Genomic DNA, 23101 nt, shown 5'->3' on the forward strand with positions numbered 1-23101 from the left:
GCAGATTGCTCGTGGAAAAGGAAAAATTTACTTTTAAAAGAATTGATGACATGTCGGGGCGCGAAATGTTTTGTATTGCCCGCTTACGGATTAATACTTTCGTAACAGAACAAGAGATTACGGTACCAGAATTAGACGATGAAGACTTAACGGCTGTCCAAGTCTACTTATTAAATAAGGATAAGACGATGGCATTAGCTGTCTGCCGGATTTTTCTAGAAGATGGTAAGTGGATGTTGGGCCGAGTTGCCGTTGCTAAGGCAGCACGCGGTCAAAAGCTGGGTAGTAAAATGATGACGCAAGTACATAAATACTTAAAGCAGCATGGCGTAGATCGCTTATATTGTCATGCCCAGTGGCAAGCTAAGCCATTTTATGATTATTTGGGTTATCAAGTGGTGGGCGAGCCCTTTACTGAGGCTGGCATTAAGCACGTAATGATGTCTTACGAATTATAATAGAAAAAACTCACGTGGATTGACGTGAGTTTTTATTTGTTTATTTTTCTTTAATTGCGTTAGCTACCAGATTGATTAGAACCTCGTTACCTAAGTCAGAAAAGTGTTGCCCATCAGTTTGATAATAGGAAGCAAGCTGGGGTAAGTTGCGTAAGTTAGCAATTAAATCAATAAACGGGATGTTGTGCTGCAGTGCCAGTTTTTGTGCAATCTCGTTGTAGCAGGCTAGGCTAGTTGAAGTGTAATATTGCATGATGTTCTTGTTATCAGGGTTAGGATAAGAAGGTCCGACGAGCAAGCAGCGACCGGCACCAATTGCCGTAATCAGTTTTTGTAAATTGTGCTCGTAAAGCCTGCTTGATAGACCCCAATCCGACGCCGCATCATTAGTGCCAAATTCCAAGACAACTAGGTCGGCATCGTCGTCAATTAGCGGCAGTCGCATTAAGCCATCGGCAGTCGTTGCTCCACTCTGGGAAAAATTAGTTACGTGGAAGTTGCTACCAAGAGCTTTTTGTAAGCCAGTAGTAATTAAGTTAGTGTCGCGACCATTGCGGTAGCCATTGAATAAGGAATCACCGAATAAAATGATATTTTTCATATAGTTTCTCTTTTCATTTTGATTAAAGCCAAAATATTTTGGTGTTAATATTTATTTACTTTATAATAGAAGAAAACGAATTGAAGGACAATTAAATGAAAAATTATTTGCAGTTTAATCGGGATCAGTGGGCGTCGTTTTCCGCGGGTAATCAGGTCAAAATTAGCCAGGATGAGCTGGCAAAAATCAAATCGTTGGGCGACGTTGTTAATTTAACAGATGTGCGTGAAATCTATGGCAGTTTAACGAAATATTTGTATTTAGTTTATCAAGAAAAGCGGGCACTGCAGGATCGGCAGTGTGAATTTTTACACCAAAAAGTAACAGCAGCTCCATTTATTATTGGGATTTCGGGATCAGTAGCCGTTGGTAAATCAACGACGGCACGGTTATTGCAGGTGCTCTTAAGTCGAACTTATCCCGAGTTGCGGGTGCACTTGATGACGACCGACGGCTTTATTTATTCTAATCAGGAACTAAAGCGGCGGAATATTTTTGATCGTAAGGGCTTCCCCGAAAGCTACAACATGAGTCTGTTAACTAACTTTTTGCAGGACGTTCTAGCTGGTAAAGACGATATTGTTTATCCACTCTACTCACAGGAATTAAGTGACATTGTGCCGGGCCAATATGGTCATGTTAAAAAGCCGGATATTTTGATTATTGAGGGGATTAACACGTTGCAATTGCCAACCAATGGCCAGATTGTAACCAGTGATTTTTTTGATTTTTCAATTTATATCGATGCTGCAGAAGAACTAATTGAAAAGTGGTTCATGCAGCGCTTTGTCAGGGTGCTGGAGCTAAATAAAAATAACCCTAATAACTTTTATTATGAAATGGCTAACGGCCCTCGTGAATCGGCCTTGCAATTAGCTCAAGAAACTTGGCAAATGGTAAATTTGGTCAATTTACGTGAATATATCGCCCCAACTAAGCAGCGAGCAAGCTTGATTTTGCATAAAACTACTGGACATTTAATCGATCAAATCTACCTCAGACACTTTTAATTTGCTATACTAAGAATATGAAGATTTATTTACAATTAATTGAAAAATTCGCTTTGCCTCCAGCGTGAATGACTTTGAATTTAGGCATTAAGTATTTTAGAAATTTAAGGGAGTATAAACATGGTACAAGCAATTAATTTGAAAAAAGGTATGGTTTTTAGTCAAGATGGCAAACTGATTCGCGTATTGAAGGCTAACCACCACAAGCCCGGCAAGGGCAACACAGTTATGCAAATGGACTTGCGTAATGTCGAAAGTGGTGCAGTGGTCCATAAGACAATGCGACCAACAGAAAAGGTTGACCTAGTTGATATTACGAAGAAAAATGCCCAATATTTGTATAATGAAGGTGATATTTATACCTTTATGGATACTGAAACTTACGAGCAATACGAAGTTTCTAGCGACCAATTGGGTGATGACAAGCTTTACTTAATTCCTAATATTGAGGTTCAGCTAGAGTTCGCCAATGGCAGTAAGCTGTTGGGTGTAGAATTGCCATCAACAGTTGTTATGAAGGTTACGCAGACTGAGCCGGGAATTAAAGGCGCAACTGTTACTGGCTCGGGTAAACCAGCTACAATGGAAACGGGCTTGGTTGTTCAAGTGCCTGATTTTATCACCGAAGGCGAGGACTTAGTAATTAACACTGATGGTGGGATTTACAAGTCAAGAGCCGAAGGCGGCAAGTAAAATAATTAAGTTATTGAGCTATGGTTAAGTTGACCGTAGCTTTTTACTTTTTTGAATTAAATATACAAAAAACGATAACTTTTTGAGTTATCGCTTTTTTCGTTATAAATTTAATAACAAACTTTGCACGGTGTGTAGCCTAATTTTTTCGCACGACTAAGAGAAATCTTTTTAATATGTCCGCGAGACCTTTTCAAAGTACGGCAATTACGTGAAGAATGATATTTTTTGCCATGCATAGTAGCAATATAAACAGTATAAGTTTTGCGATTGCTTCGTTTAGCTGTACGGTGGCTGGCTGCTTTAACAATCGTTACACTGTTAGATTGGTTTACTTGAGTAGAATTGCCAGCGTTAACTACGCCGCTACTTAGTGCAAAGATGGTTAAAAAGGTAGTAATTGCTGCTAGTAACTTTTTGTAAAATTTATTCATGACCCTATTCCTTCTAATTAATAGTTTTAAATAAATATTTAGTTATTTAACTACAGTTTAGCACTTTTGTGGTATATCTAAAAATTAATAATTGACAACTGACTTATACGATAGATACTTCTTAGCAATTATTTATAATATTTCTTTTTTATTTAGTCGTGACCTTAAAGACTTTTTAAAAAGAAACAAAAAAAGCAGTCAATTAAGGCTGCTCCCAGTACCTTACAAGTGGTCAAACTTGTATGCACACTCTACTTCGTACATGACGAAATATATTACTTATTCTACTGTACTTACTTTTTGCTAAGACAGAAAGTATTCTTAATGTTATTAATGACATTTTGGATAAACTGCTGAAATTATTTAAGTAAGTTGCAGGAAAAGGCGATCTATTTATGGACCCGTCGCGCTGAAAGCAGCCTGAGATTTTCTTGGGCTGCTTTTTCATAATAATTTAGCTAATTTCATTAGTACCATAATTACTGTAAACTTTTAAAACATTACCTTTCTGAGGACCTTTTTTCAGTACACTACCATCATCACTATCATTTTCTTGGTCAAACAATTGATTTTCATCACCTGATTTGGAATAAAAACCTGATGTTTTAGCATTTTTAATTGAGATGTCACCTGTTTCTGCAATTACTTTATAACCATGTGTAATTTTAGCATTCACTATTGAAATATCTCCACAAGCGCAAGTAAGTTCACTATTATCTAGAAGTACATTTTTAAAATCAACGTCATCAATTGAATTGTTAATTTTTAAAGAATGTAAATTACTGTTTTTTACAGTTAAGACACCTACATTGTCATATAATTTTCCTTGTAAAATTGTTGAATTTTTAATTAACGTATTATCTCCGTGACCATCATTGTTATTATCATTAGAGACTATATTTGATTGCTTGATATATAATTTGTTTAGATTTAAAGATGTACAAGTGCCTTTGAATTTGAACTGCTCTAGCTTTGTCTTAGCTGGAACGGTAATTTTTAGTATAGCTCTTAAATAATAGGATTTTCTTTGTTGGGGTTTCTGAGAAATCCATAGGCAGTTCCTGTTAACAGTAACAGTTGGCTTATCATTTTTTCTACTGTAATAAGTTACGGCAAAATTTTTACCTTCCTCAACTGTTACTTTGGCATTGGTAATATCCATATTAATATTGTTGAAACTTGGTATATGCTGTGAGCGCTTTGTGTTTAATAAACTTGTTTGTTTAGCTTCTTTAGTACTGATGCTTTGATGATTATTAATAGAACAACCAGTTTCGGTTAGCATAAAGCAGGCTAGTAATAATACAAAAGTAATTTTTGGCTTTTTCATGTGTTTAAAATCTCCATTTGTAGTTTTTGATAATACGTATAGATTTATATAGTATATTATATCACTATTACACCGATGAAAATAACCAAAATTATATTAATGATAAATTGAATTTTAATATGATTAATTGACAACAAAAAACTGTAGTTTCAATAACTGCAGTTTTTTGCTATTAATTTTGATATTCAATATCTTCTTTAGGATTGACCTTGAATTCCTTATAGTCAGTTTCCTTGAGCAATTCTGGTGTTAAGCGCACGCATCTAATCCGTTGGTTGTTATAAGTTGAGTAATAGTAACTTCTGGATTCAGCACAAATGTAGGCACTGTAACAGGTATAGTCAAAAGTCTTGTTAGGTGTAACGACAATGCCGCGCGGGATGCTAACGGGTTCTAACATGTGATGAGCAAGGCTAACCGCTGCGAGTTCATCGGCTGGCTGCTCCACATTATTTTTCATAAAGGCAGTTCTGACAAAGCGAGAAACTGGGGTGTAGTCACCGGGCAAACCAAAAGTTCCAGAACCTTGGCTGAATGGCTTTAAGGTTTTACCTAAAAAGTTAACGTCGTCATGTTGATGGGCGTTACAGACAGGTAATTACGTAAATTAGTTTCGTGCCAATGATAATCAGGGCTGTTGGTCATAACACCAATTGAGTCTTTAATGATATGAACACCATCTTCTTCGGGTTCAATAATCAGGCTTGCACCAGTTGTGTCTGAAAAGATGAAGTGCAATGGCGAAACTGCCTTCAAACTAGGACTAGCATCATTGACAATTGTGATCTGCGTTTTGAATAATTGCTCAATATCAGCTAAGCTGCTGGCCTGCGATAAAATCACTGAAACGACTTTATCAGGTGATACTGCCCAGGTATTGGCTGCTGCTTGTTCATGGTAGCTGGCATAACCGGGGAAGTACAGAGTAGCACCCATCACGCCTTGATCGTTAACACCATCAAAAGTCACTGGTGCATTGTCAAAATCTTGAATTACACCTAAGCCAATAAAAGCACGTTTACTGGTAATTTCTTGCTTGGCACTGTACGCTACGGCAAAGGTTTTGTTAATTGGCGTGTAAACTACTTGTTCGGCCATTTCCATCATAAAGTCCATTGTTCGTGACAAAAAGTGCTTTTTGTCTTTCGTTTCTAATGTAAAACTGCTGCAACCAATCATTGATTTTCCTCCGTAAATTAATTGATGTATTTCCAAGATTATATAAGCTTTAGGGGGACAATTCAAGCAGTGGTTGTAAAATAATAGCTTATTGACATTTATTGTTGAATGATTATATTATTAATGTAATCAACTAGTTACATTTTGTAAAGGAGAGATTACTTTGATTAAAAATAATCTTAAAATGTTACGAGCACAAAAGAATTGGACCCAAGCAGAACTGGCAGATAAAGTTGGTATTTCACGGCAAGCGGTGATTTCGATTGAACGCTATAAATACATGCCCTCATTAGAATTAGCGTTTAAATTGGCGAATGCTTTTGAATTATCAATTACTGATGTTTTTTATCAGGAGGAACAAAAATGAATATTATGCTTAAAGATATTTTATGGGGAGTTTTTTCTTTAATTGGTGTTGGCTTTTGGTGTACTTTACATGTATTACTAAAAAACGTAAAAATGATGAGCGCTGGCAGTTAATTGTGTCTAAGGCTAACAGTCTGACTTTGAATTTGGTATTGGTAGTTTCCATTGCAATGGTTTTCGTTATCTTAAATATTCCGCTTGATGTTCAGCAGCTTAGAAGAATACTAGTAGGCTATTGCGTTGCATTGCCCTTCGTAATTTACGTATTGAAATTAGTTTTACTGCTAATGTACGATAATCAATTATAAATAAAAATTACTGATTAATTAATTTTTTCTTGTCTTAATAATTATCATTAAGATATAATCATATAGAACTTGTGGTAAAGTCCTAAGGGCGGTGACTACTTATTCTCTTTAATTACTTCATTTAATTTAGCAACTTGTTTTTTAGCTTTGAGCATTGATGTATACCAGATAATCGCATAAACAATGATAAAAGTAATAGTATAAAAGCTCAGCCACAGGAAGTTTAATGGGAACCAGCCTGCTAAAATGGCTAAAGGTGTGAATAAGCAAAACATTACGATGAAATGAATGATTGTTTGCTTAGTAATGTTCCACTTTTCCTGCATGAAGACCAGAGACGCTGCGCCACCTAGAAAGCCCATCAGTGCCCAGAGAATTGCGGAAATTAACGTGGCAAGAGTAACGGAATGAAAATGGTTGATAAAAGTCGTACTTGACGGGATGAAATCGGTAGTTTGGTATGCGAGATTAAATGAGAGAGCCACAAGGAAGCCGATGGCAATTCCTGGTAGTATTCCTGAACAACCATAACGTAAAATCTTTTTAAATAACTTCATTTTAAAAATTCCTTTCTTAATTTTTGCATGTACCTTCTGGAAGTAAAGGTGGTTTCGCCATTAGTCAGATTAACTTGGTAGCTTCCAGTTTTAGTTAAGGCTAAACTATCAATGCTTGCGAGGCTGACAATTTCGGAGCTAGAAATTTGGATAAAAGTGTCGGGTGGCAATTTTTCATTAAGTTCATATATTCTGGATTTAATCCGATAAACCTGCTGGCCAACTTCACAGACAACGTGCTTATTTTGAGTGTAAAAGCGGGTAATTTCATAAAGTGAAATCATTTTGATTTTGCCCGCAGCAAATCCTTGAATTTGCCAATCGTTGACAAGGTGGGCAATTGCATCAGCCATTCTCTCCGATTTTGCGGTTTTCTTAGTCGTATTGATCGCAATCCAAGTTGGTTGAAATTTAGGATTTAGGTTAAATTTTACAAGCATGGCATTACTTCCTTTCTGTTAATATTTTAAATATATTCGTTTTCGACTAAAATTGCTATCACTTGGAGATAAATGGTTGCTTTGAAAGGTTAAATGGTTAAATCATTTAGAAAATTTTCTTGACATTAACGCAAAATAAGATAAACTAAGAATAATTTACGAAAGAAAGGAAATAATTATGATTCAATCGACTTCATTAAACATGAATAAAAGTTGGCAAGGCCAGCAGGATTGATCGTAATCGTCTAGAACGGGTACGATCTGGCAAACAGTTTGTATCCGTGCTGACTACTTTTTAACTTGACGAAGTTTGTCTGCATGGTAAAACGTGCAGCAGGCTTTGTGTCCTTAGGGCAGACCAGAGCAAATGCTGGTTTGCCTTTTTTTGTTATCAAAAATGCCCCGGCTTAACAAAAAATAAGGAGAGAAAAATGAAACGAATGCTCGCATTTATAAGTGCTATCTTACTGTTTCTTGGGGTTGACTTAGTTGTAGCTCCCAAGGCAGCTAGTCAAACTAATCAAGCTGCACCTAAAACGGAAGTTGTGCATGTCGGTATTTTACAGATGATGACCCACCCGGCACTTGATCAGATTCGTCAAGGTGTCGTTGCTGGTCTAAAGGAAGAGGGCCTAACTACTGGCAAAAACTTGAAAATTGATTTTCTAAACGCTCAGGGTGACCAAAGTAACTTGAAAATAATGTCCCAGCAGTTAGCCAATAAAGACTCGCTGCTGGTAGGGATTGCCACACCAGCGGCACAGGCACTGGCAAATAGTGCGCCAAAAACTACACCAATTATTTTGGCCGGTATTTCTACCCCGGCAACTAGTGGCTTAGTCAAGAGTGAAGCCCATCCTGGTGGCAACATTACAGGTACTTCGGGTCTTAACCCAGTTACCAAACAATTTGAATTAATGCATGCGGTTATGCCACATGCAAAGAAAATCGGCATCATCTACACGTCATCAGATCACGGCGGTCAAACTAATGCCCATGCTTTTGCTCGTGTTGTGAAACAAGCAGGTCTTATTCCAAAACTGTATACAATTTCTAACACCAATGATCTCCAGCAAGTAGCTAGTCAGATGGTAAGCCAAGTTGATATGGTTTATGCCCCACAAGATAATGGCGTGGCTTCGGCGATGAAGACATTGGTAAACGTTGCCAATAATGTCAATATTCCGGTCTTTCCGTGTGCGGAAACAATGGTGCCGGATGGCGGGTTAGCCTCTTACGTTATCAGTCAAAAAGAGATGGGCAGAGTTGCCGGCGTAATGGCAGCGAAAGTCTTGCGTGGTAAAAATCCGGCAACGTATCCGGTTGCGACGGTTAAGAGCGGCTACTACATGATTAATAAAAAAGAAATGCGTAAATTACATATTAAAATTCCAGCAGCGATTATGCGTGCTGCTAGTCAACATGGGAAGGTGATCAAATGAATTTAATAACTTCAAGCATTGGGCAAGGACTATTATGGGCTCTTTTAGGTATCGCCTTGTTTTTAACATTTCGGATTCTGAACTTTGCCGATATGACGGTTGAAGGAACATTCCCGTTGGGCGCAGCGATTACGGTAACGGCGATTACTAAGGGCGTTTCGCCACTTATGGCTACTTTTTTGGGTTTCTTAGGTGGTGCTGCTGGCGGCTTAATCACCGGTTTGCTTTATACTAAGGGCAAAATTCCAATTTTATTAGCAGGAATCTTGGTAATGACCGGTTGCTTGTCAGTTAACTTGCGGATTATGGGTGGTTCAAATGTCTCTTTGTTAGGACAAAAGACCTTCTTCTCAGCTAAAATCTTCCAATCGCTGCCGCGGTATTTTGATAGTGTCCTAATTGGTGGCGGCACGATTATCTTAATCACCATTTTAATTGCCCTGTTTTTAGAAACTGATCTAGGTCAGGCGTTCATTGTAACTGGTGATAACCAAATGATGGCGCGGTCTATGGGTATTAACACCGATAACATGACAATTCTCGGGTTATCCTTGTCGAACGGGCTAGTTGGTCTAGCTGGTGCCTTAATAGCACAGAGCAATGGCTATGCGGACGCCAACATGGGAATTGGAATTATCGTAATTGCCTTGGCCTCAATTATTATTGGTGAAGTAGTCTTTGGCTATTTGACCCTTAATCAGCGGTTAATCGCGGTTATCTTAGGTAGTATTATTTACCGGTTTGTTTTATTAATTGTTTTGCAACTGGGCTTTTCAACTAATGACCTGAATCTGATTTCCGCAATTATCTTAGCAATTTGTTTAATGTTGCCGACATTGCGGCACGCGTTGAAATTGGACGGAATTTTACGTAAAGGGGTGAGCCAATATGGAAAATAAACAGGCAGTTCTGACTTTAGACAAGGTGACAACAGTTGTTAATCAACACACTCCGGCGGCTACAAAAATTTTGCGCGAGCTGTCACTGACAATTAATCAAGGCGACTTTATTACGATTGTGGGTGCCAATGGAGCTGGTAAATCAACTTTATTTAATACGATTAGCGGGTTGATTACGCCGACGACAGGCAAGATATTGCATCAGGGTCAGGAAATTACCCACCAGTCAGTTGAAAAAAGGACCAGTTTTATCAGTCGCGTTTTCCAGGATCCCAAGATGGGAACCGCGCCAAGAATGACTGTTGCTGAAAATATTATGCTTGCTAAAAAGCGGGGCGAGCGCCGCGGATTGCACCTGCGCAAACTAGGAGCACATAAAGCGCAACTACAAAAGATAGCAGCACAGATGGGTAATTCACTGGCTGAAAAGCTGGATACACCAACAGAACACTTATCAGGTGGGCAAAGACAGACATTAAGTTTCCTAATGGCAACCATCAAACGTCCAGATATTCTTTTGCTAGATGAGCATACGGCGGCGCTGGATCCGAAAACTAGCCGTGAGTTAATGGCACAGACCAGCCAAATTGTGACCGAGCAAAAGTTAACCTGCTTAATGATTACTCACAGTATGGAAGATGCCCTTAAATACGGGAATCGTCTGTTAGTGTTGCAAGCTGGCCAAATTGTCGCTGATCTTAACCAAGAACAAAAGTCAAAACTAACTTTGGAAGCATTAATGGCAACCTTTGTTGTTGATGAATAATATTGAAGAAAATGTGATTTTTACTTGATATATTTGTATAATAATACGGAGGTGAAATCATGGAATTAGGTTCAATATCAGAGTGGGTTACAGCATTAGCGGAGATTGCGGCTGTCTGTGTTGCGTTGTTTTTGCCATATTATGAAAATAATCGGGAACGCAATAAGCGTTCACGCAACTTACGGTTGATTTTTAAGGCTTTTATTAAGGATGCGTTGGAAGAAGACGATACCAAGAAGCTGGAATCATATTTTAAAATTAGTTATTTGATTAATGACAGCGAGGATGATGAGCAGATTTTTTCATTAATCCAGCAGGCAATTATGGTAATTAACGATCACCAAATTACTGCTGAACAAAAGGAAAAAGAAGTTCAAGAAATTGTTGATTGCATTGATTAATAAAACCACGTCTAGTGTTTAGGCGTGATTTTTTTGCTTGGAAAAGGTTAATTTTAAAAATATTAGTTTATTAGTAGTAAACTAGGGACTAACAACGGAGGTTTAATAATGAAAAAGATTGATGGTCACTTGCATTTAGTGCGCTCACTTGCCGGCTTTAATGGGAAGGGCAGTCTAACAGCTCTGGGTAATGGTCGGGCGATTTGGGATAATGATCAAACTGTCATTAAGCTGTTTCCAGATGGTTGGGGTGATGATACCTTTACCGCTGAGTCGGCGTTAAAAGTTTTAGCAGCTAGTGGAGTTACTAAAGCTGTTTTATTGCAGGGCAGTCTATATGGTTTTCAAAATTATTATTCTTATCAGGCAGTTAAAAAATACCCTGACCACTTTATTGGTGCCTTTTCGGTGGACCCGTTTAGCGAATTTTACATGCAGATTGTTAAGCGACATGTCGAAAAGTTGGGCTTTAGAGCGATGAAGTTTGAAATTAGTCAAGGTGGTGGCATGACTGGGTATCACGTGACCACGCCATTTCGTTTAGATACCGATCCGCGTATTGGCCGCATTTTTCATTATCTTAGCGATTATCCCGGCTTTGTGGTCACTGTGGATTACGGTGATTATTCGCAAGCTAGTTATCAGCCGGAAGCGATTGTTAACTTAGCTAAAATGTACCCTCAACTAGACTTTGTGGTTTGCCATTTGTCCTTTCCAAATGCTGATCATTTGCAACGTCTACAAAATGCACTCGAGCAGTGGCAGCCTTATCACAATATCTATACTGATATTGCGGCAATTCAGGATATTGAAGGTGAAACTGCTGAACCGTTTGCGCGTTGTCAAAAAGATGTCACCCTTGCTAAACAGGTCTTAGGTGCTAAGCGGATTATTTGGGGCAGTGATGCACCGTGGTCGGCGACCTTTAATTCTTACCAGAGTTTAGCAACTTGGTTAGAGCAGACTACGATTTTTACTCCAGGTGAACTGGCAGATGTGATGTACAACAATGCTAATCGAATTTATTTTAAAAAAGCGGCAATTGCAGCTGTTAAGGCTGCTGATGAAGGTTAGTCACTAGAAAGGAAAGTTTAATGAACCAAAAAATATTGGTAACTGGGCAGGCTCCCAGACCAGGAATTAAAAAGCTGCAGGCAGAGTTTGATGTTACTTATCCATTAGACAAGCCATTTTCACGTAGAAAAGTATTACAAATGTTGCCCGAATATGATGGTTTGCTTCTGATGGGGCTAAAGGGCGATCGCGAATTAATTGATGCTGGCACTAATCTGAAAATTATTGCTACAAGCGGTGTGGGATTTGACCATATTGATATTGATTACGCGCAAGCTAAGGGAATTGTAGTCGCTAATACCCCGCAAGCAGTACGAATGCCAACAGCGGAAATGACTATAGCATTATTGCTAGCAACTGTGCGCAAGTTACATGTATATGATCAGAATTTGCGCTCGGGTAACTGGCTTGATGTTGGTCAGCCCCGGAATATGGGGATGAGCCTGGAAGGTAAGACTTTGGGAATTTATGGCATGGGACGAATTGGCAGTACTGTCGGTCAGTTTGCTCAAGTGTTGGGGATGAATGTCATTTATAATAAACGCCACCGTTTAAGTCCCGCTAGGGAGCAGGAGCTTAATGTTAAATATGCAGATTTTTCAACGTTGATTAAGAATGCGGATGTCATTACCTTGCATGCTCCGTTAACGCCGCAAACCGCAGGAGTTTTTGACAGTAGTGTTTTTAACCAGATGAAGCGGACGGCTTACATTATTAATACGGCACGAGGCAAGTTAATCAACCAAGCTGATTTAATTACTGCTTTAAAGAATAAAACAATTGCTGGTGCGGGACTTGATGTGTTTGAAACTGAACCCGAGGTGCCGGAGGACTTACGAGCATTGGATAATGTAGTGCTATCGCCGCATGCGGGTACTGCAACACTGGAAGCACGGACGGCGATTGCTAGAGAGGCTTCAGCCAATCTCGTTGCTTTATTGCGAGATGGTCAGGCTAAAAATATGGTTAATCAGGTTGCACAATATTTATAAGGAAGAAATAAGATAAAACAGGCTGGAAAGTAATTGCTTTCCAGCCTGTTTATTTGGTTAAAGCTGCACCTGAATGACTTGTATCCCGGCTTTAATAAAATCATCAATAATCTTCTTGGGTGTAAAAGAATCAGTGATTAGCAAGTCAATGTCGGTTGCTTGGCAAATTGTGAAGTTAGAGAACTGCTTAAATTTACTATAATCAGCAACCACAATTAATTTTCGCGCGTGTTTAATAATTGCCTCGTTAACTTTGGCTTCTTCAATAAATGGTGTAGAAACGCCACGATTTAAACTAAGTCCAGCACAACCAATAATTGCCCAGTCGGCATAAATTTTTAAAAATGGCTCAATTGCTAAATCACCACTCATAATCATTTTACGACTGATATTGCCACCACTTAAAATAATTTTGCTATTGCTGGCACGCATATCTAAATTTCCCGCATAACCATTATTAGTTAAGATATTAACGTCTTTTCTTAACAAATATGGGATAGCCTCAAAGGCTGTTGTACTTGAATTAACAAAGACCCAATTGTGCTTTTCAACGTGGGATGAAGCCTCCTTACCAATTCGCTGTTTGATGTAACTTACGGAATCTGTAAACGGAATTTCTTCAGGCTTAACTAAGGAAATAATTCCTTTTTCTTGCTTAATTTGTCCCTGATTGGCTAAGTTACTACAATCTCGTCGAATCGTCATTATTGATACGCCTAGTTTTTCGCTAAGTTCATCTAATGAGATGCTTTTTTGATGATTTAGTAAATCAATGATTTTTTTTCTTCTATTTTTTATTTCTTGGTATGAATTTTTCATTTTAATTCCCTAGTTAATAATAATTTCCAACATTGACTATCAAAAAAATATCATAAAATCGTGATAAATTCTAGAATTAAGATATTGCTTGCCATAAAATATCATAAAAATATCAAATTATCATAAAATATGATTGAAAGCGATAACACAAAACAATATAATTTAATATGAAAACAAAGAAAGATACTTTTTAGGAGGAAAAAATGTCAAAACCTACAAATATTAATGAAGTTACACCTGCAGTTTTTGCGGAAAACAATTTCCCTGAATGGGGTACATATTTAAATGAACAGATTGCAGATAAACAAGTACCCGAAAAGTCATTTTCAATTTGGTGGCTAGGATGTATGGGAATGTGGCTCAAGACACATGAAGGTACCAACATTGCTATTGATATGTGGAACGGCACAGGTAAGCATACACATGGTGACGGTAAAATGCGTAAGGGTCACCAAATGATGCGGATGACTGGTGGGGAAGCCTTACAGCCAAACATGCGTAACAAGCCATATGTAATTGATCCATTTGCAATTAGGGATTTGGATGCATTGTGTGTTACTCATACTCACCACGATCACTTAGATATTTATACTGCAGCTTGTGTAAATAAGTTCTGTCCAAATGCTAAGTTTATTGGGCCTCAAGGAGTTGCTGATGAATGGAAGTCATGGGGCGTTCCTGAAGAAAAAATCATCGTTGTAAAACCAGGTGATGAAGTCAAGGTAGGCTCTGTAACGATTAAGGCTCTAGAAGCTTTTGATAGAACAGAATTAGTAACTGAAGACGATCCTAATGTTAAATTGGCTGGGACGAAGCCAAAGGAAATGGCAAAGTTGGCCGTAAATTATCTTCTTGAAACTTCAGGTGGTAATTTATATCACTCAGGTGATTCTCATTATTCTAACACTTATGTTAAGCATGGTAATGAAAATAAAATTGATGTTACATTATGTGCTTATGGTGAAAATCCTCGTGGTATTACTGATAAATTGGATGATTCACAAGTTTTACGAATGGGTGAAGCTTTGAATACTAAAGTAATTATTCCAATGCACTATGATATTTGGTCAAATATTTATAGTGATCCTAAAGATATTTTAGCTTTATGGAGCAGAAAAAAGTACCGCTTACAATACAAATTTAAACCATATATTTGGCAAGTTGGCGGCGAATTCAATTATCCACAAGATAAAGATAATTTTGAATATATGTATGATCGTGGCTTCCATGATGCATTTAAGAATGACCCAGACTTACCATTCCCAGAATTATTATAATTATTTTTTTAGATAATTATATGGTAGGAGGGAATTATGCTACGTTATTTTTTAGAAAATCATTTGATTAATATCAGTACAGAGCATCCGCAAAATTGGGAAGATGCAATCAGAGTTTCTGGGGAAATTATGAAGTCAAATAATCTTGTTACTGATAAGTATATTGATCAAGTAATTGCTGATGTTAAAAAGTATGGCCCATATATTGTGATTGTACCTGGGGTTGCTATGCCTCACTCACAAGCGGATAGTTCAGGTGTTTTAGGTACTGGTATTGGTTTAACAATTTTTCCAGAAGCAGTTTCCTTCGACAAAGATGATTCTGAAAAGGATGCTCAACTGTTCTTTATGCTAGCTGCCAAGGATAACAAGCAGCACATGGAGAATATTGCTAACTTGTCCAATATGCTAATGGAAGATGGCTTGATTGAAGATTTACGGAAAGTTAGAAGCTTAGAAGATTACCGTCAAGTGATGGACAAGTACGAATTAAGCACAAAAGAGAGTAGGTAAGCAAATGCAAAATGTTTTAAATGTTTTACTAGCCATTTGGAGCTACTTTGCCACTAATGTTTTAGGACAACCTGCATTTATGATCGGTTTTATTGTTTTAATCGGTTATATTTTGGAACGTAAAAAGTGGTACGAAGTCTTGTCTGGCTTTTTAAAGGCTACAGTCGGCTACTTTATTTTGTCAGCTGGCTCAGGTGGACTAGTTAATACTTTCCGACCAATTTTGGTTGGGTTAAAAGATCGTTTCCATTTAAGTGCGATGATCATCGATCCGTATTTTGGTCAAAATGCCGTTAATGCGGGGATTATGCAACGGTTTGGTCGCTCTTTTGCAGATACGATGCTGCTACTCCTATTTGCATATATTATCAATATTTTATTGGTACGCTTTTCAAAATACACTAAATTAAGAGCGGTTTTTACAACTGGTAATGTTCAAGTTCAGCAAGCTGCTACTGCTTTCTGGCTAATCCTGTTTTGTTTTCCAACTTTGAATAGACTGTCAATTTTGGCAATTATGAGTTTGATCTTGGGGCTTTATTGGGCCGTTGGTTCTAACTTAACTGTTGGTATTACGCAAGAGTTAACTGACGGTGCTGGTTTTGCGGTTGCTCACCAACAAATGTTTGGTATTTATTTCTTTGCTAAAATTTCTGAAATGCTTGAAAAGCATTCCATGAAAAAGGGCAAGGAAAATAAAAATAAGCGACTTGAAGATATTGAATTGCCTAGTTTTATGTCAATTTTTAATGACAATATGGTTTCAACTTCTTTGTTAATGCTGGTATTCATTGGTGCGATTTTAATCGTATTAGGTCCAGATTACTTAACTAAGGCTCATTTTATGCAAAAGGGTCAAAGCTTCGTCTTTTACATTTTGCAAACTGCATTGCAGTTCTCAGTTTATCTTGCCATTTTACAGTTGGGTGTTAGAACTTTCGTTAATGAATTAACAGAATCCTTCACAGGTATTTCTGATAGATGGCTGCCTGGTGCAGTTCCCGGTATTGATGTTGCTGCAACCTTAGGTTTTGGTTCACAAAATGCGCAAACGATTGGCTTTATGTTTGGTGCATTAGGTCAATTTACAATGATCTTTTTGTTACTGATCTTCCATTCGCCTACTTTGGTAATTGCAGGATTTATTCCGTTATTCTTTGATAATGCAGCAATTGGTTTGTACTCTAACGATCGTGGTGGTTACAAGTGTGCCATGATAATGCCGTTTATTTCTGGCTTAATTCAAGTTGCTGGGTCAGCCTTAATTGCTACTTGGGTTGGTATGGCTCGTTATGGTGGCTACCTTGGTATGTTCGACTGGGCTACTGTTTGGCCATTCTTCACTGTGATTATGAAGTACTTAGGTTACTTTGGTGTTGCGATTATCATTATTGCATTGCTGGCAATTCCGCAATTGCAGTACCGCGCAGACCCAGAAGGTTACTTCTTAATTACTGAGGATTACTCAGCTTGGGAAAAGTTAAATCATAAGGAAGAATAATATTTGTTTTAGGTTAAAGGAACGAGAATTATGAAAATTTTAACTGCATGTGCTAACGGTTCAGGTACTAGCTTAATGTTGATGAGAACCGTTAAAAAGACAATGGAAAAAATGGGTTATCAGATTACGCAGGCTGACCATACTTCAATTTCAGAAGCTAAAGGAATTGCTCGTAATTATGACGTTGTTTTTACTTCAATCCCGTTTATTAAAATGTTTGACGAAGTAAAAAAACGTGGCGGCGAGGTAATCGGCATTAAGAATGTTATCTCAGCTAAAGAAGTTGAAGATAAGATTAACGAATCCGATATTCCAACAAAATTCAAGAAAAATTAAAGGAGATAATAATGACGATACCTAAATTACAAGTTGCCTTAGATAGTGACAATACTGCTCAAGCAATTAGCGTTTTACGCAAAGTTGAAGATTTAATTGATGTTGTTGAAGCTGGGACTATTTTGGTTTACCGCGATGGTTTAAGTGCTGTAAGGAATTTACGTGCGATGGCTCCCGATAAAATTGTTTTGGCAGATGTGAAATGTGCTGATGCCGGAACAAAATGTGGTAAGTCTTGCAAAGATGCCGGTGCTGATTGGATGACTTGTATTAATGCAGCAACAGTTCCAACAATGAGTAATGCTCAAAAAGAAATTGAAGTTCAGGTTGAGCTTTATGAAGGTTGGGATGATAAAGACAGAATGCAACAATGGCTTGACAATGGTATTCACCAAGTTGTTTATCATCAAAGTCGTGATGCTAAGTTTGCTGGTCAAAAATGGTCTGAAAAAGATGTTGAAAACGTTAAGAATTTGATCAAGCTGGGCTTCAAGGTATCTGTTACTGGTGGTGTTCATCCAGAAATTCTGAAGTTATTTAAGGGTGTACCTGTTTATACCTTTATTGCTGGTCGGGCAATTAGAGAAGCCGACGATCCTCGTGCTGTCGCACAACAGTTCAAGGACGAAATTAATAAAATTTGGGGTTAATTAATGATTAGGAAAACTATTGAGTTTAAATTCATGGTTTTCCTTTTATTTTAAATTAGAGAGGAAAAACAACATGACAGTAAATTCGTTAGGCATTTATGAAAAAGCCTTGCCACAGAATTTATCTTGGGAAGAAACTTTTAATTTAGTTCATCAATTAGGTTTTAATTTCTTAGAGTTTTCGGTTGATGAAAGTGACAAGCGATTAGCGCGGTTAGATTGGACACATGATGAACGCAAAAAATTTCGTGATCTAATGTGGTCAACTAATACAAGGATTAATAACTTAATGCTGTCAGGACATCGCCGCTTTCCGTTAGGCTCTGCTGACTCTGATATCCGTAAAAAATCATTAGAGATGATGTCAAAGGCAGTTGATTTATGTGTTGACTTAGGCATTCATAATATTCAGATGGCTGGTTATGATGTCTATTATGAAAAAAAGACAGATTTATCTCGTGAATATTATGTGGAAAATTTGATTAAATGTGTTCATATGGCAGCTAAGAAAAATATTATGTTGTCGATCGAAACGATGGATGATCCATTTATTAATAACTTGTCTAAGATTGCGCAATATCATCAACTAGCTCAAAGTCCGTGGCTGCAAGCTTATCCAGATTTAGGCAATTTAAGTGCATGGCCTGAAAATGATGTGCCTGCCGAAATTGAAAACTATATTGATACGATCTGTGCAATTCATCTAAAAGATAGTAAAAAAGTAACGCCTGATTTTAAAGGTCAATTTAAGAATGTACCTTTTGGCACAGGCTGTGTTGATTTTGTGGGCTTATTGCGGGAGCTGGTTCGCCTTAATTACAATGGTAGCTTTACGATTGAGATGTGGTCAGGCGATAACGGTGATGAGAATGCACTGGAAGAAGTTAAGGCTGCGAAGACTTTCTTTGATAAAATTTTTGCTCAAGTTGGAATCACGCAAGAAGTAGTTGAGTAATGGGGAGGTTATCATGCTTGAAAAGTTAAAAGAAGAAGTATATGAGGCAAATATGTCGATACCCAAACTAAATTTGGTAACTTTTACTTGGGGAAATGTATCTGGCATTGATCGTGACGCGGGATTATACGTTATTAAGCCGTCAGGTGTACCGTATGAGGAACTTAAGCCGAAAGATTTGGTAGTTGTTAATTTAAAGGGTGAGGTAGTCGAAGGCGATAAAAATCCATCTTCAGATACGCCAACCCATACATATTTATATAATCATTTTCCTAATATTGGTGGCATTGTTCATACACATTCACCTTGGGCGGTGTCTTTTGCGGCAGCTAAAATGGATATTCCTGCGTTAAATACTACACATGCCGATACATTTTATACTGATGTTCCGGCGGCTGACGCGTTAACTAAGGAAGAAATTGAAGAAGATTATGAAGGCAATACTGGTAAGACAATTGTTAGGACTTTTAAGGAGCGACATTTAGATTATGAGGCAACTCCAGCAGCTTTAGTGAGTCAGCACGGACCGTTTGCATGGGGAGAAACTCCTGAAAAGGCAGTTTATAATGCCAAAGTTTTAGAAGTCGTTGCAGAAGAAGATTTTCATACCTTAGAATTGACTCATCAAAGTTCCGAATTGCCGCAATACTTACTTGATAAGCATTATTATCGGAAGCATGGTCCCAATGCTTACTATGGACAAAAGTAGTAAAAAAAGTTAAAGTTAGGTTATTTTAAAGTGCTTTATTTAGATTTAATATAATTGTTTTTTGAAAGGTAATATTAAGATGGATTTCCAAGCTTTGGCCCAAAACATTTTGACTAATGTTGGTGGCAAAGAAAATGTGGCTAGTTTGGAGCGTTGCTTTACCAGATTACGCTTTGTTTTAAAAGACAGCAGTAAGGCAAATAGCGACGAAATTAGTCACTTAGAAGGTGTCATTCAAGTATTGAATGCTAACGGTCAGTTTCAGGTTGTGCTCGGTAATAACGTCGGTAAAACGTATGATGCAATTGAGCCAATGATTGGTGAGACGATTTCAGCTTCGGTTGATGATGCGCCAAAAGAGAAGGTTGGAATAGGAACTAAAATTCTCAACGTAATTGCCGCAATTTTTACGCCAACTGTACCAGCAATTGCTGCATCGGGGATGATTAAAGGTTTCTTGGCAATTGCAGTGATTATTGCTACCAATGTTTATCATACTGATATTACTAAGTTCAATACTTACATTATTTTAAGCGCGGCATCAGATGCTTTGTTCTACTTTATGCCGATTATTTTAGCTCGGTCGTCGGCTAAGGTGTTTAAAACTAATGAATATATTGCGATGGTAATTGCGGCTACGCTTTGTTATCCGTCAATTGTTAACTTGATGACGGGTAAGGCGCCAGTTACCTTGTTTGGTTTACAGATTACTAAAGCTAGTTATACCTCGTCGGTTATTCCGATTATTATTGCCGTCTTTATCTTGGCTTATTTGGAACGCTTTATTGATCGGATTATGCCAGAAGTTCTGAAGATTATCATGGTACCAACACTTTGTTTGCTGATTATGGTGCCGGCAACCTTAATGCTGTTTGGTCCGATCGGCATTTATCTTGGTAATTTTATTAATTGGCTTTATTACTACATTATGCATTTCAGCCCGATTTTATTAGGGGCATTTATTGGTGGTATTTGGTGTGTCTTGGTTGTCTTTGGTGCGCATCGTGCCATTATTCCGATTGGGATTAATGACGTTGCTAAGACCGGACACCAGAACTTACTAGCCTTTGCAGGTGCTGCTAACTTTTCTCAAGCTGGTGCTGCCTTAGGTGTTTTCTTAAAAACAAAAAATAAGAATCTAAAGACTGTTTCTGCTTCAGCAACGGTGACGGCACTGTTTGGTATTACTGAGCCAGCAATCTATGGTGCTAACTTGCGGTTGAAACGGCCAATGGTTTATGCAGTTATCAGTGGTGCTCTAGGTGGCGCCTTAATGGGCTGGGGCGGTTCTTTTGGTAATGCCTTTGCTAACCAAGGAATTTTGACCATTCCGGTTTATGCTAGTAGCGGCTTAAAGGGCTTTGTTTGTTATCTATTAGGATGTGCGATTGCCTTCTTTGGCGCCTGCATCTTAACGGTTGTCTTAGGCTTTAAGGATTTACCAGAAAAATTGTCGGGTCAAAATAGTGAAGAATTAGCTACGATTCCAGTTACGGCAGCTGAAGATGAGGAAGTCGCGTCACCACTAGCTGGGAAAGTAATTGCTTTAGCACAAGTCAAAGATGAGGTCTTTTCGTCAGGCGCAATGGGCAAAGGTGTTGCCATTGTGCCAACAGAAGGTGAAGTTGTAGCTCCTGCTGATTGTGAAGTGCAAGTTTTATACCCAACGATGCATGCAATTGGCTTATTGCTGGATAATGGGATTCAATTACTAATTCATATTGGTCAAGATACTGTTGAACTAAAAGGTAAGTACTTTACCAGTCATACAGAAGTTGGCGCACATTTAAGAAAGGGCGATCCGATTGTTAGCTTTGATTGTGCTAAAATCAAGCAGGCTGGTTATGATTTAACAACGCCAGTAATTATTACTAATGCGGCTCCTGATGCGCTGATTACAATGACAGATGAAAATGAAGTTGCGCAAGGCAGTATCTTAATGGAATTTAAGGGTAAGGTAACAAATGAAGAAGTTTAAGGATGATTTTTGGTGGGGTGCTTCGTCTTCCGCATTTCAAATTGAGGGTGCCTGGGATGAAGATGGTAAGGGTGAGTCTGTTGCCGACTATAATTCATTTAAGCATTCAGATGAGCAAGCAGATACCAAGGTGGCCAGTGACTTTTACCATCATTATCAAGAGGATATTAAGTTAATGAAGCAGATGGGGATGCAGGCTTATCGCTTCTCAATTGCGTGGACTAGAATTATCCCTGACGGTGATGGTCAGGTCAATCAAGCTGGAATTGATTTTTATAACCGTGTGATCGATGAGTGTGTGGCTAATCAGATTATTCCCTTTGTGACTCTTTACCATTTTGACTTGCCGCTGGCTTTAGCTCAAAAGTACAATGGCTGGGCTAGTCGCGATTGTGTTAGTGCCTTTCGACGTTATGCTCAGATTTGCTTTAAGGCGTTTGGCGACCGGGTTAAAAACTGGCAGGTAATTAATGAGCAAAACTTGATGGTGCGGGTTAATGAACGGATGAATATGGATGATGTCCCGCAAGATGAGGCTGAGAAGGTCCGCGCGCAGATGGATTACCATATGTTCTTAGCTTGTGCATACGCAATGAGTGATTGTCACGAAATGGTTACTGGCGGTAAAATTGGCCCCGCAATTTCATCGACAATGACTTATCCAGTCAGTGATCGGCCACTTGATGTCTGGGCAGCGAAAATGAACGATAATTTTAAGACTAATTATGCCTTGGAAATGTATTGCTTTGGTCAATATCCGGGTTACTATCGTCATTTTTTGCAAGAGCAGGGCATTTATCCGCAAACTGCAGCTGGCGACGACAAGGTTCTAGCTTGTGCGCGGCCTGACTTTATTGCGGTTAACTATTACCGGACTTTAGCGGCAGAATATTTACCGGCCGATCAAGAACATCCAGTTGGTCAGCGCGTAAGCGATATTGACTTTGACCTTTATGGCTATTTTAAAATCAAAAAGAATGAGCATTTGAAGGCTACTGAATATGGTGCCCAAATTGATCCACTTGGCTTGCGACTTGTTTTGAATGAATATTATCAAAAATACCGCTTGCCAATGATTATTACCGAAAACGGTTTGGGAACGGCTGACGAATTGACCGCTGATGGTAAAGTTCACGATCAATATCGGATTGATTATTTACAAGCCCATATTGCGGCATGTTATGATGCAATTCAGGATGGCGTTGAGCTGTTTGGTTATTGTCCGTGGTCAGTAATGGATATTTTGAGTTCGCACCAAGGCTTTAAAAAGCGCTACGGTTTTATTTATGTTAATCGTACCGATTTTGACTTAAAGGACATGCGCAGAATACCTAAAGATAGTTTCTATTGGTATCAAAATGTAATTAAGAATAACGGTTTAGAAGAGTAAATAAAAATTCCACATTTGCGAGT

Annotated in this window: 27 protein-coding genes and 1 pseudogene; 20 read left to right on the forward strand and 8 right to left on the reverse strand. The window is 38.2% G+C overall.

The features are described from left to right. The first annotated feature begins 11 nt into the window (after positions 1 to 11). Positions 12 to 458, forward strand: coding sequence for a GNAT family N-acetyltransferase (locus OZX76_RS00860; RefSeq protein WP_277180146.1), 447 nt, complete (start codon positions 12 to 14; stop codon positions 456 to 458). 40 nt (positions 459 to 498) lie between these two features. Here the strand turns inward: OZX76_RS00860 and OZX76_RS00865 are convergent, their stop codons facing one another. Next, on the reverse strand, positions 499 to 1059 hold the full coding sequence (locus OZX76_RS00865; protein ID WP_277180148.1) for an SGNH/GDSL hydrolase family protein: 561 nt from the start codon (positions 1057 to 1059) through the stop codon (positions 499 to 501). A gap of 95 nt (positions 1060 to 1154) precedes the next feature. Between OZX76_RS00865 and coaA the strand changes: the two genes are divergently transcribed. After that, a complete protein-coding gene (gene coaA / locus OZX76_RS00870) occupies positions 1155 to 2069 on the forward strand; it encodes a type I pantothenate kinase (RefSeq protein WP_277180150.1) in 915 nt (304 codons plus the stop codon). A 120-nt stretch (positions 2070 to 2189) separates the two neighbouring features. Then, positions 2190 to 2762 (forward strand): elongation factor P, encoded by a 573-nt coding sequence (efp, locus tag OZX76_RS00875; RefSeq protein WP_277143773.1) that lies wholly within the window; start codon positions 2190 to 2192, stop codon positions 2760 to 2762. 110 nt (positions 2763 to 2872) lie between these two features. On the opposite strand, the gene OZX76_RS00880 is transcribed toward efp, so the two are convergent. From OZX76_RS00880 to OZX76_RS00895, 4 genes and pseudogenes are all read right to left on the reverse strand, one after another. Further along, positions 2873 to 3196 carry a hypothetical protein gene (locus tag OZX76_RS00880; RefSeq protein WP_277180152.1) on the reverse strand — a complete coding sequence of 108 codons (324 nt, stop codon included), beginning with the start codon at positions 3194 to 3196 and terminating at the stop codon, positions 2873 to 2875. A 454-nt stretch (positions 3197 to 3650) separates the two neighbouring features. After that, positions 3651 to 4526: a DUF4097 family beta strand repeat-containing protein gene (locus OZX76_RS00885; protein ID WP_277180154.1), complete on the reverse strand. Its 876-nt coding sequence runs from the start codon at positions 4524 to 4526 to the stop codon at positions 3651 to 3653. Positions 4527 to 4698: 172 nt separating this feature from the next. Then, positions 4699 to 5049: pseudogene (locus tag OZX76_RS00890) on the reverse strand (linear amide C-N hydrolase); the annotation flags it as partial. A gap of 29 nt (positions 5050 to 5078) precedes the next feature. Then, positions 5079 to 5705 (reverse strand): linear amide C-N hydrolase, encoded by a 627-nt coding sequence (locus tag OZX76_RS00895; RefSeq protein ID WP_277180156.1) that lies wholly within the window; start codon positions 5703 to 5705, stop codon positions 5079 to 5081. A gap of 163 nt (positions 5706 to 5868) precedes the next feature. Here OZX76_RS00895 and OZX76_RS00900 point away from each other — a divergent pair, with 163 nt between their 5' ends. Both OZX76_RS00900 and OZX76_RS00905 read left to right on the forward strand, forming a co-directional pair. Then, positions 5869 to 6072, forward strand: coding sequence for a helix-turn-helix transcriptional regulator (locus OZX76_RS00900; RefSeq protein WP_277180158.1), 204 nt, complete (start codon positions 5869 to 5871; stop codon positions 6070 to 6072). Between the two features lie 58 nt (positions 6073 to 6130). Further along, positions 6131 to 6379 carry a hypothetical protein gene (locus OZX76_RS00905; protein WP_277180160.1) on the forward strand — a complete coding sequence of 83 codons (249 nt, stop codon included), beginning with the start codon at positions 6131 to 6133 and terminating at the stop codon, positions 6377 to 6379. Positions 6380 to 6474: 95 nt separating this feature from the next. Here the strand turns inward: OZX76_RS00905 and OZX76_RS00910 are convergent, their stop codons facing one another. Together OZX76_RS00910 and OZX76_RS00915 are read right to left on the reverse strand one after the other, a co-directional pair. Then, positions 6475 to 6936 (reverse strand): DUF3021 domain-containing protein, encoded by a 462-nt coding sequence (locus OZX76_RS00910; RefSeq protein WP_277180162.1) that lies wholly within the window; start codon positions 6934 to 6936, stop codon positions 6475 to 6477. After that, entirely contained in the window at positions 6933 to 7376 is a 444-nt protein-coding gene (locus tag OZX76_RS00915) for a LytTR family DNA-binding domain-containing protein (protein ID WP_277180164.1), read from the reverse strand. The genes OZX76_RS00910 and OZX76_RS00915 overlap by 4 nt, the downstream gene beginning before the upstream one ends. A 431-nt stretch (positions 7377 to 7807) precedes the next feature. Here OZX76_RS00915 and trpX point away from each other — a divergent pair, with 431 nt between their 5' ends. The 6 genes from trpX to OZX76_RS00945 all read left to right on the forward strand — a co-directional run bounded on the left by trpX (position 7808) and on the right by OZX76_RS00945 (position 12950). Beyond that, the gene (gene trpX, locus OZX76_RS00920) at positions 7808 to 8818 is read left to right on the forward strand and encodes a tryptophan ABC transporter substrate-binding protein (RefSeq protein WP_277180166.1); all 1011 of its coding nucleotides are present in this window, start codon (positions 7808 to 7810) and stop codon (positions 8816 to 8818) included. Continuing rightward, positions 8815 to 9717, forward strand: coding sequence for an ABC transporter permease (locus tag OZX76_RS00925; RefSeq protein ID WP_277180168.1), 903 nt, complete (start codon positions 8815 to 8817; stop codon positions 9715 to 9717). The genes trpX and OZX76_RS00925 overlap by 4 nt, the downstream gene beginning before the upstream one ends. Beyond that, positions 9707 to 10483 carry an ATP-binding cassette domain-containing protein gene (locus OZX76_RS00930; protein ID WP_277180170.1) on the forward strand — a complete coding sequence of 259 codons (777 nt, stop codon included), beginning with the start codon at positions 9707 to 9709 and terminating at the stop codon, positions 10481 to 10483. The genes OZX76_RS00925 and OZX76_RS00930 overlap by 11 nt, the downstream gene beginning before the upstream one ends. A 59-nt stretch (positions 10484 to 10542) precedes the next feature. Next, positions 10543 to 10884: a hypothetical protein gene (locus tag OZX76_RS00935; protein WP_277180172.1), complete on the forward strand. Its 342-nt coding sequence runs from the start codon at positions 10543 to 10545 to the stop codon at positions 10882 to 10884. A gap of 108 nt (positions 10885 to 10992) precedes the next feature. After that, positions 10993 to 11958, forward strand: coding sequence for an amidohydrolase family protein (locus tag OZX76_RS00940; RefSeq protein ID WP_277180174.1), 966 nt, complete (start codon positions 10993 to 10995; stop codon positions 11956 to 11958). Positions 11959 to 11978: 20 nt separating this feature from the next. Continuing rightward, positions 11979 to 12950: an NAD(P)-dependent oxidoreductase gene (locus OZX76_RS00945; protein ID WP_277180176.1), complete on the forward strand. Its 972-nt coding sequence runs from the start codon at positions 11979 to 11981 to the stop codon at positions 12948 to 12950. A gap of 57 nt (positions 12951 to 13007) precedes the next feature. Here the strand turns inward: OZX76_RS00945 and OZX76_RS00950 are convergent, their stop codons facing one another. Next, positions 13008 to 13769 carry a DeoR/GlpR family DNA-binding transcription regulator gene (locus OZX76_RS00950; RefSeq protein ID WP_277180178.1) on the reverse strand — a complete coding sequence of 254 codons (762 nt, stop codon included), beginning with the start codon at positions 13767 to 13769 and terminating at the stop codon, positions 13008 to 13010. Positions 13770 to 13972: 203 nt separating this feature from the next. Between OZX76_RS00950 and ulaG the strand changes: the two genes are divergently transcribed. The 9 genes from ulaG (at position 13973) to OZX76_RS00995 (ending at position 23078) form a co-directional block, all read left to right on the forward strand. Then, positions 13973 to 15046: an L-ascorbate 6-phosphate lactonase gene (gene ulaG / locus OZX76_RS00955; protein ID WP_277180180.1), complete on the forward strand. Its 1074-nt coding sequence runs from the start codon at positions 13973 to 13975 to the stop codon at positions 15044 to 15046. Positions 15047 to 15082: 36 nt separating this feature from the next. Further along, on the forward strand, positions 15083 to 15559 hold the full coding sequence (locus OZX76_RS00960) for a PTS sugar transporter subunit IIA (protein WP_277180182.1): 477 nt from the start codon (positions 15083 to 15085) through the stop codon (positions 15557 to 15559). Positions 15560 to 15563: 4 nt separating this feature from the next. Beyond that, on the forward strand, positions 15564 to 17060 hold the full coding sequence (locus OZX76_RS00965) for a PTS ascorbate transporter subunit IIC (RefSeq protein WP_277180184.1): 1497 nt from the start codon (positions 15564 to 15566) through the stop codon (positions 17058 to 17060). Positions 17061 to 17090: 30 nt separating this feature from the next. Then, positions 17091 to 17396, forward strand: coding sequence for a PTS sugar transporter subunit IIB (locus tag OZX76_RS00970; RefSeq protein WP_277133218.1), 306 nt, complete (start codon positions 17091 to 17093; stop codon positions 17394 to 17396). A gap of 11 nt (positions 17397 to 17407) precedes the next feature. After that, positions 17408 to 18046 carry a 3-keto-L-gulonate-6-phosphate decarboxylase UlaD gene (locus OZX76_RS00975; RefSeq protein WP_277180186.1) on the forward strand — a complete coding sequence of 213 codons (639 nt, stop codon included), beginning with the start codon at positions 17408 to 17410 and terminating at the stop codon, positions 18044 to 18046. Positions 18047 to 18119: 73 nt separating this feature from the next. Beyond that, positions 18120 to 19001 (forward strand): L-ribulose-5-phosphate 3-epimerase, encoded by an 882-nt coding sequence (locus OZX76_RS00980; RefSeq protein ID WP_277180189.1) that lies wholly within the window; start codon positions 18120 to 18122, stop codon positions 18999 to 19001. A gap of 13 nt (positions 19002 to 19014) precedes the next feature. Beyond that, complete coding sequence (locus OZX76_RS00985; protein ID WP_277180191.1) at positions 19015 to 19710, forward strand: L-ribulose-5-phosphate 4-epimerase; 696 nt, start codon at positions 19015 to 19017, stop codon at positions 19708 to 19710. A 79-nt stretch (positions 19711 to 19789) separates the two neighbouring features. Beyond that, positions 19790 to 21688, forward strand: a complete 1899-nt coding sequence (locus tag OZX76_RS00990; RefSeq protein WP_277180193.1) for a beta-glucoside-specific PTS transporter subunit IIABC — start codon at positions 19790 to 19792, stop codon at positions 21686 to 21688. Then, positions 21675 to 23078 carry a glycoside hydrolase family 1 protein gene (locus tag OZX76_RS00995; RefSeq protein WP_277180195.1) on the forward strand — a complete coding sequence of 468 codons (1404 nt, stop codon included), beginning with the start codon at positions 21675 to 21677 and terminating at the stop codon, positions 23076 to 23078. Before OZX76_RS00990 ends, OZX76_RS00995 begins: the two co-directional genes overlap by 14 nt. The last annotated feature ends 23 nt before the right edge of the window (positions 23079 to 23101 follow it).

The sequence above is a fragment of the Lactobacillus sp. ESL0677 genome (assembly GCF_029392875.1).
Classification (GTDB): Bacteria; Bacillota; Bacilli; order Lactobacillales; family Lactobacillaceae; genus Lactobacillus.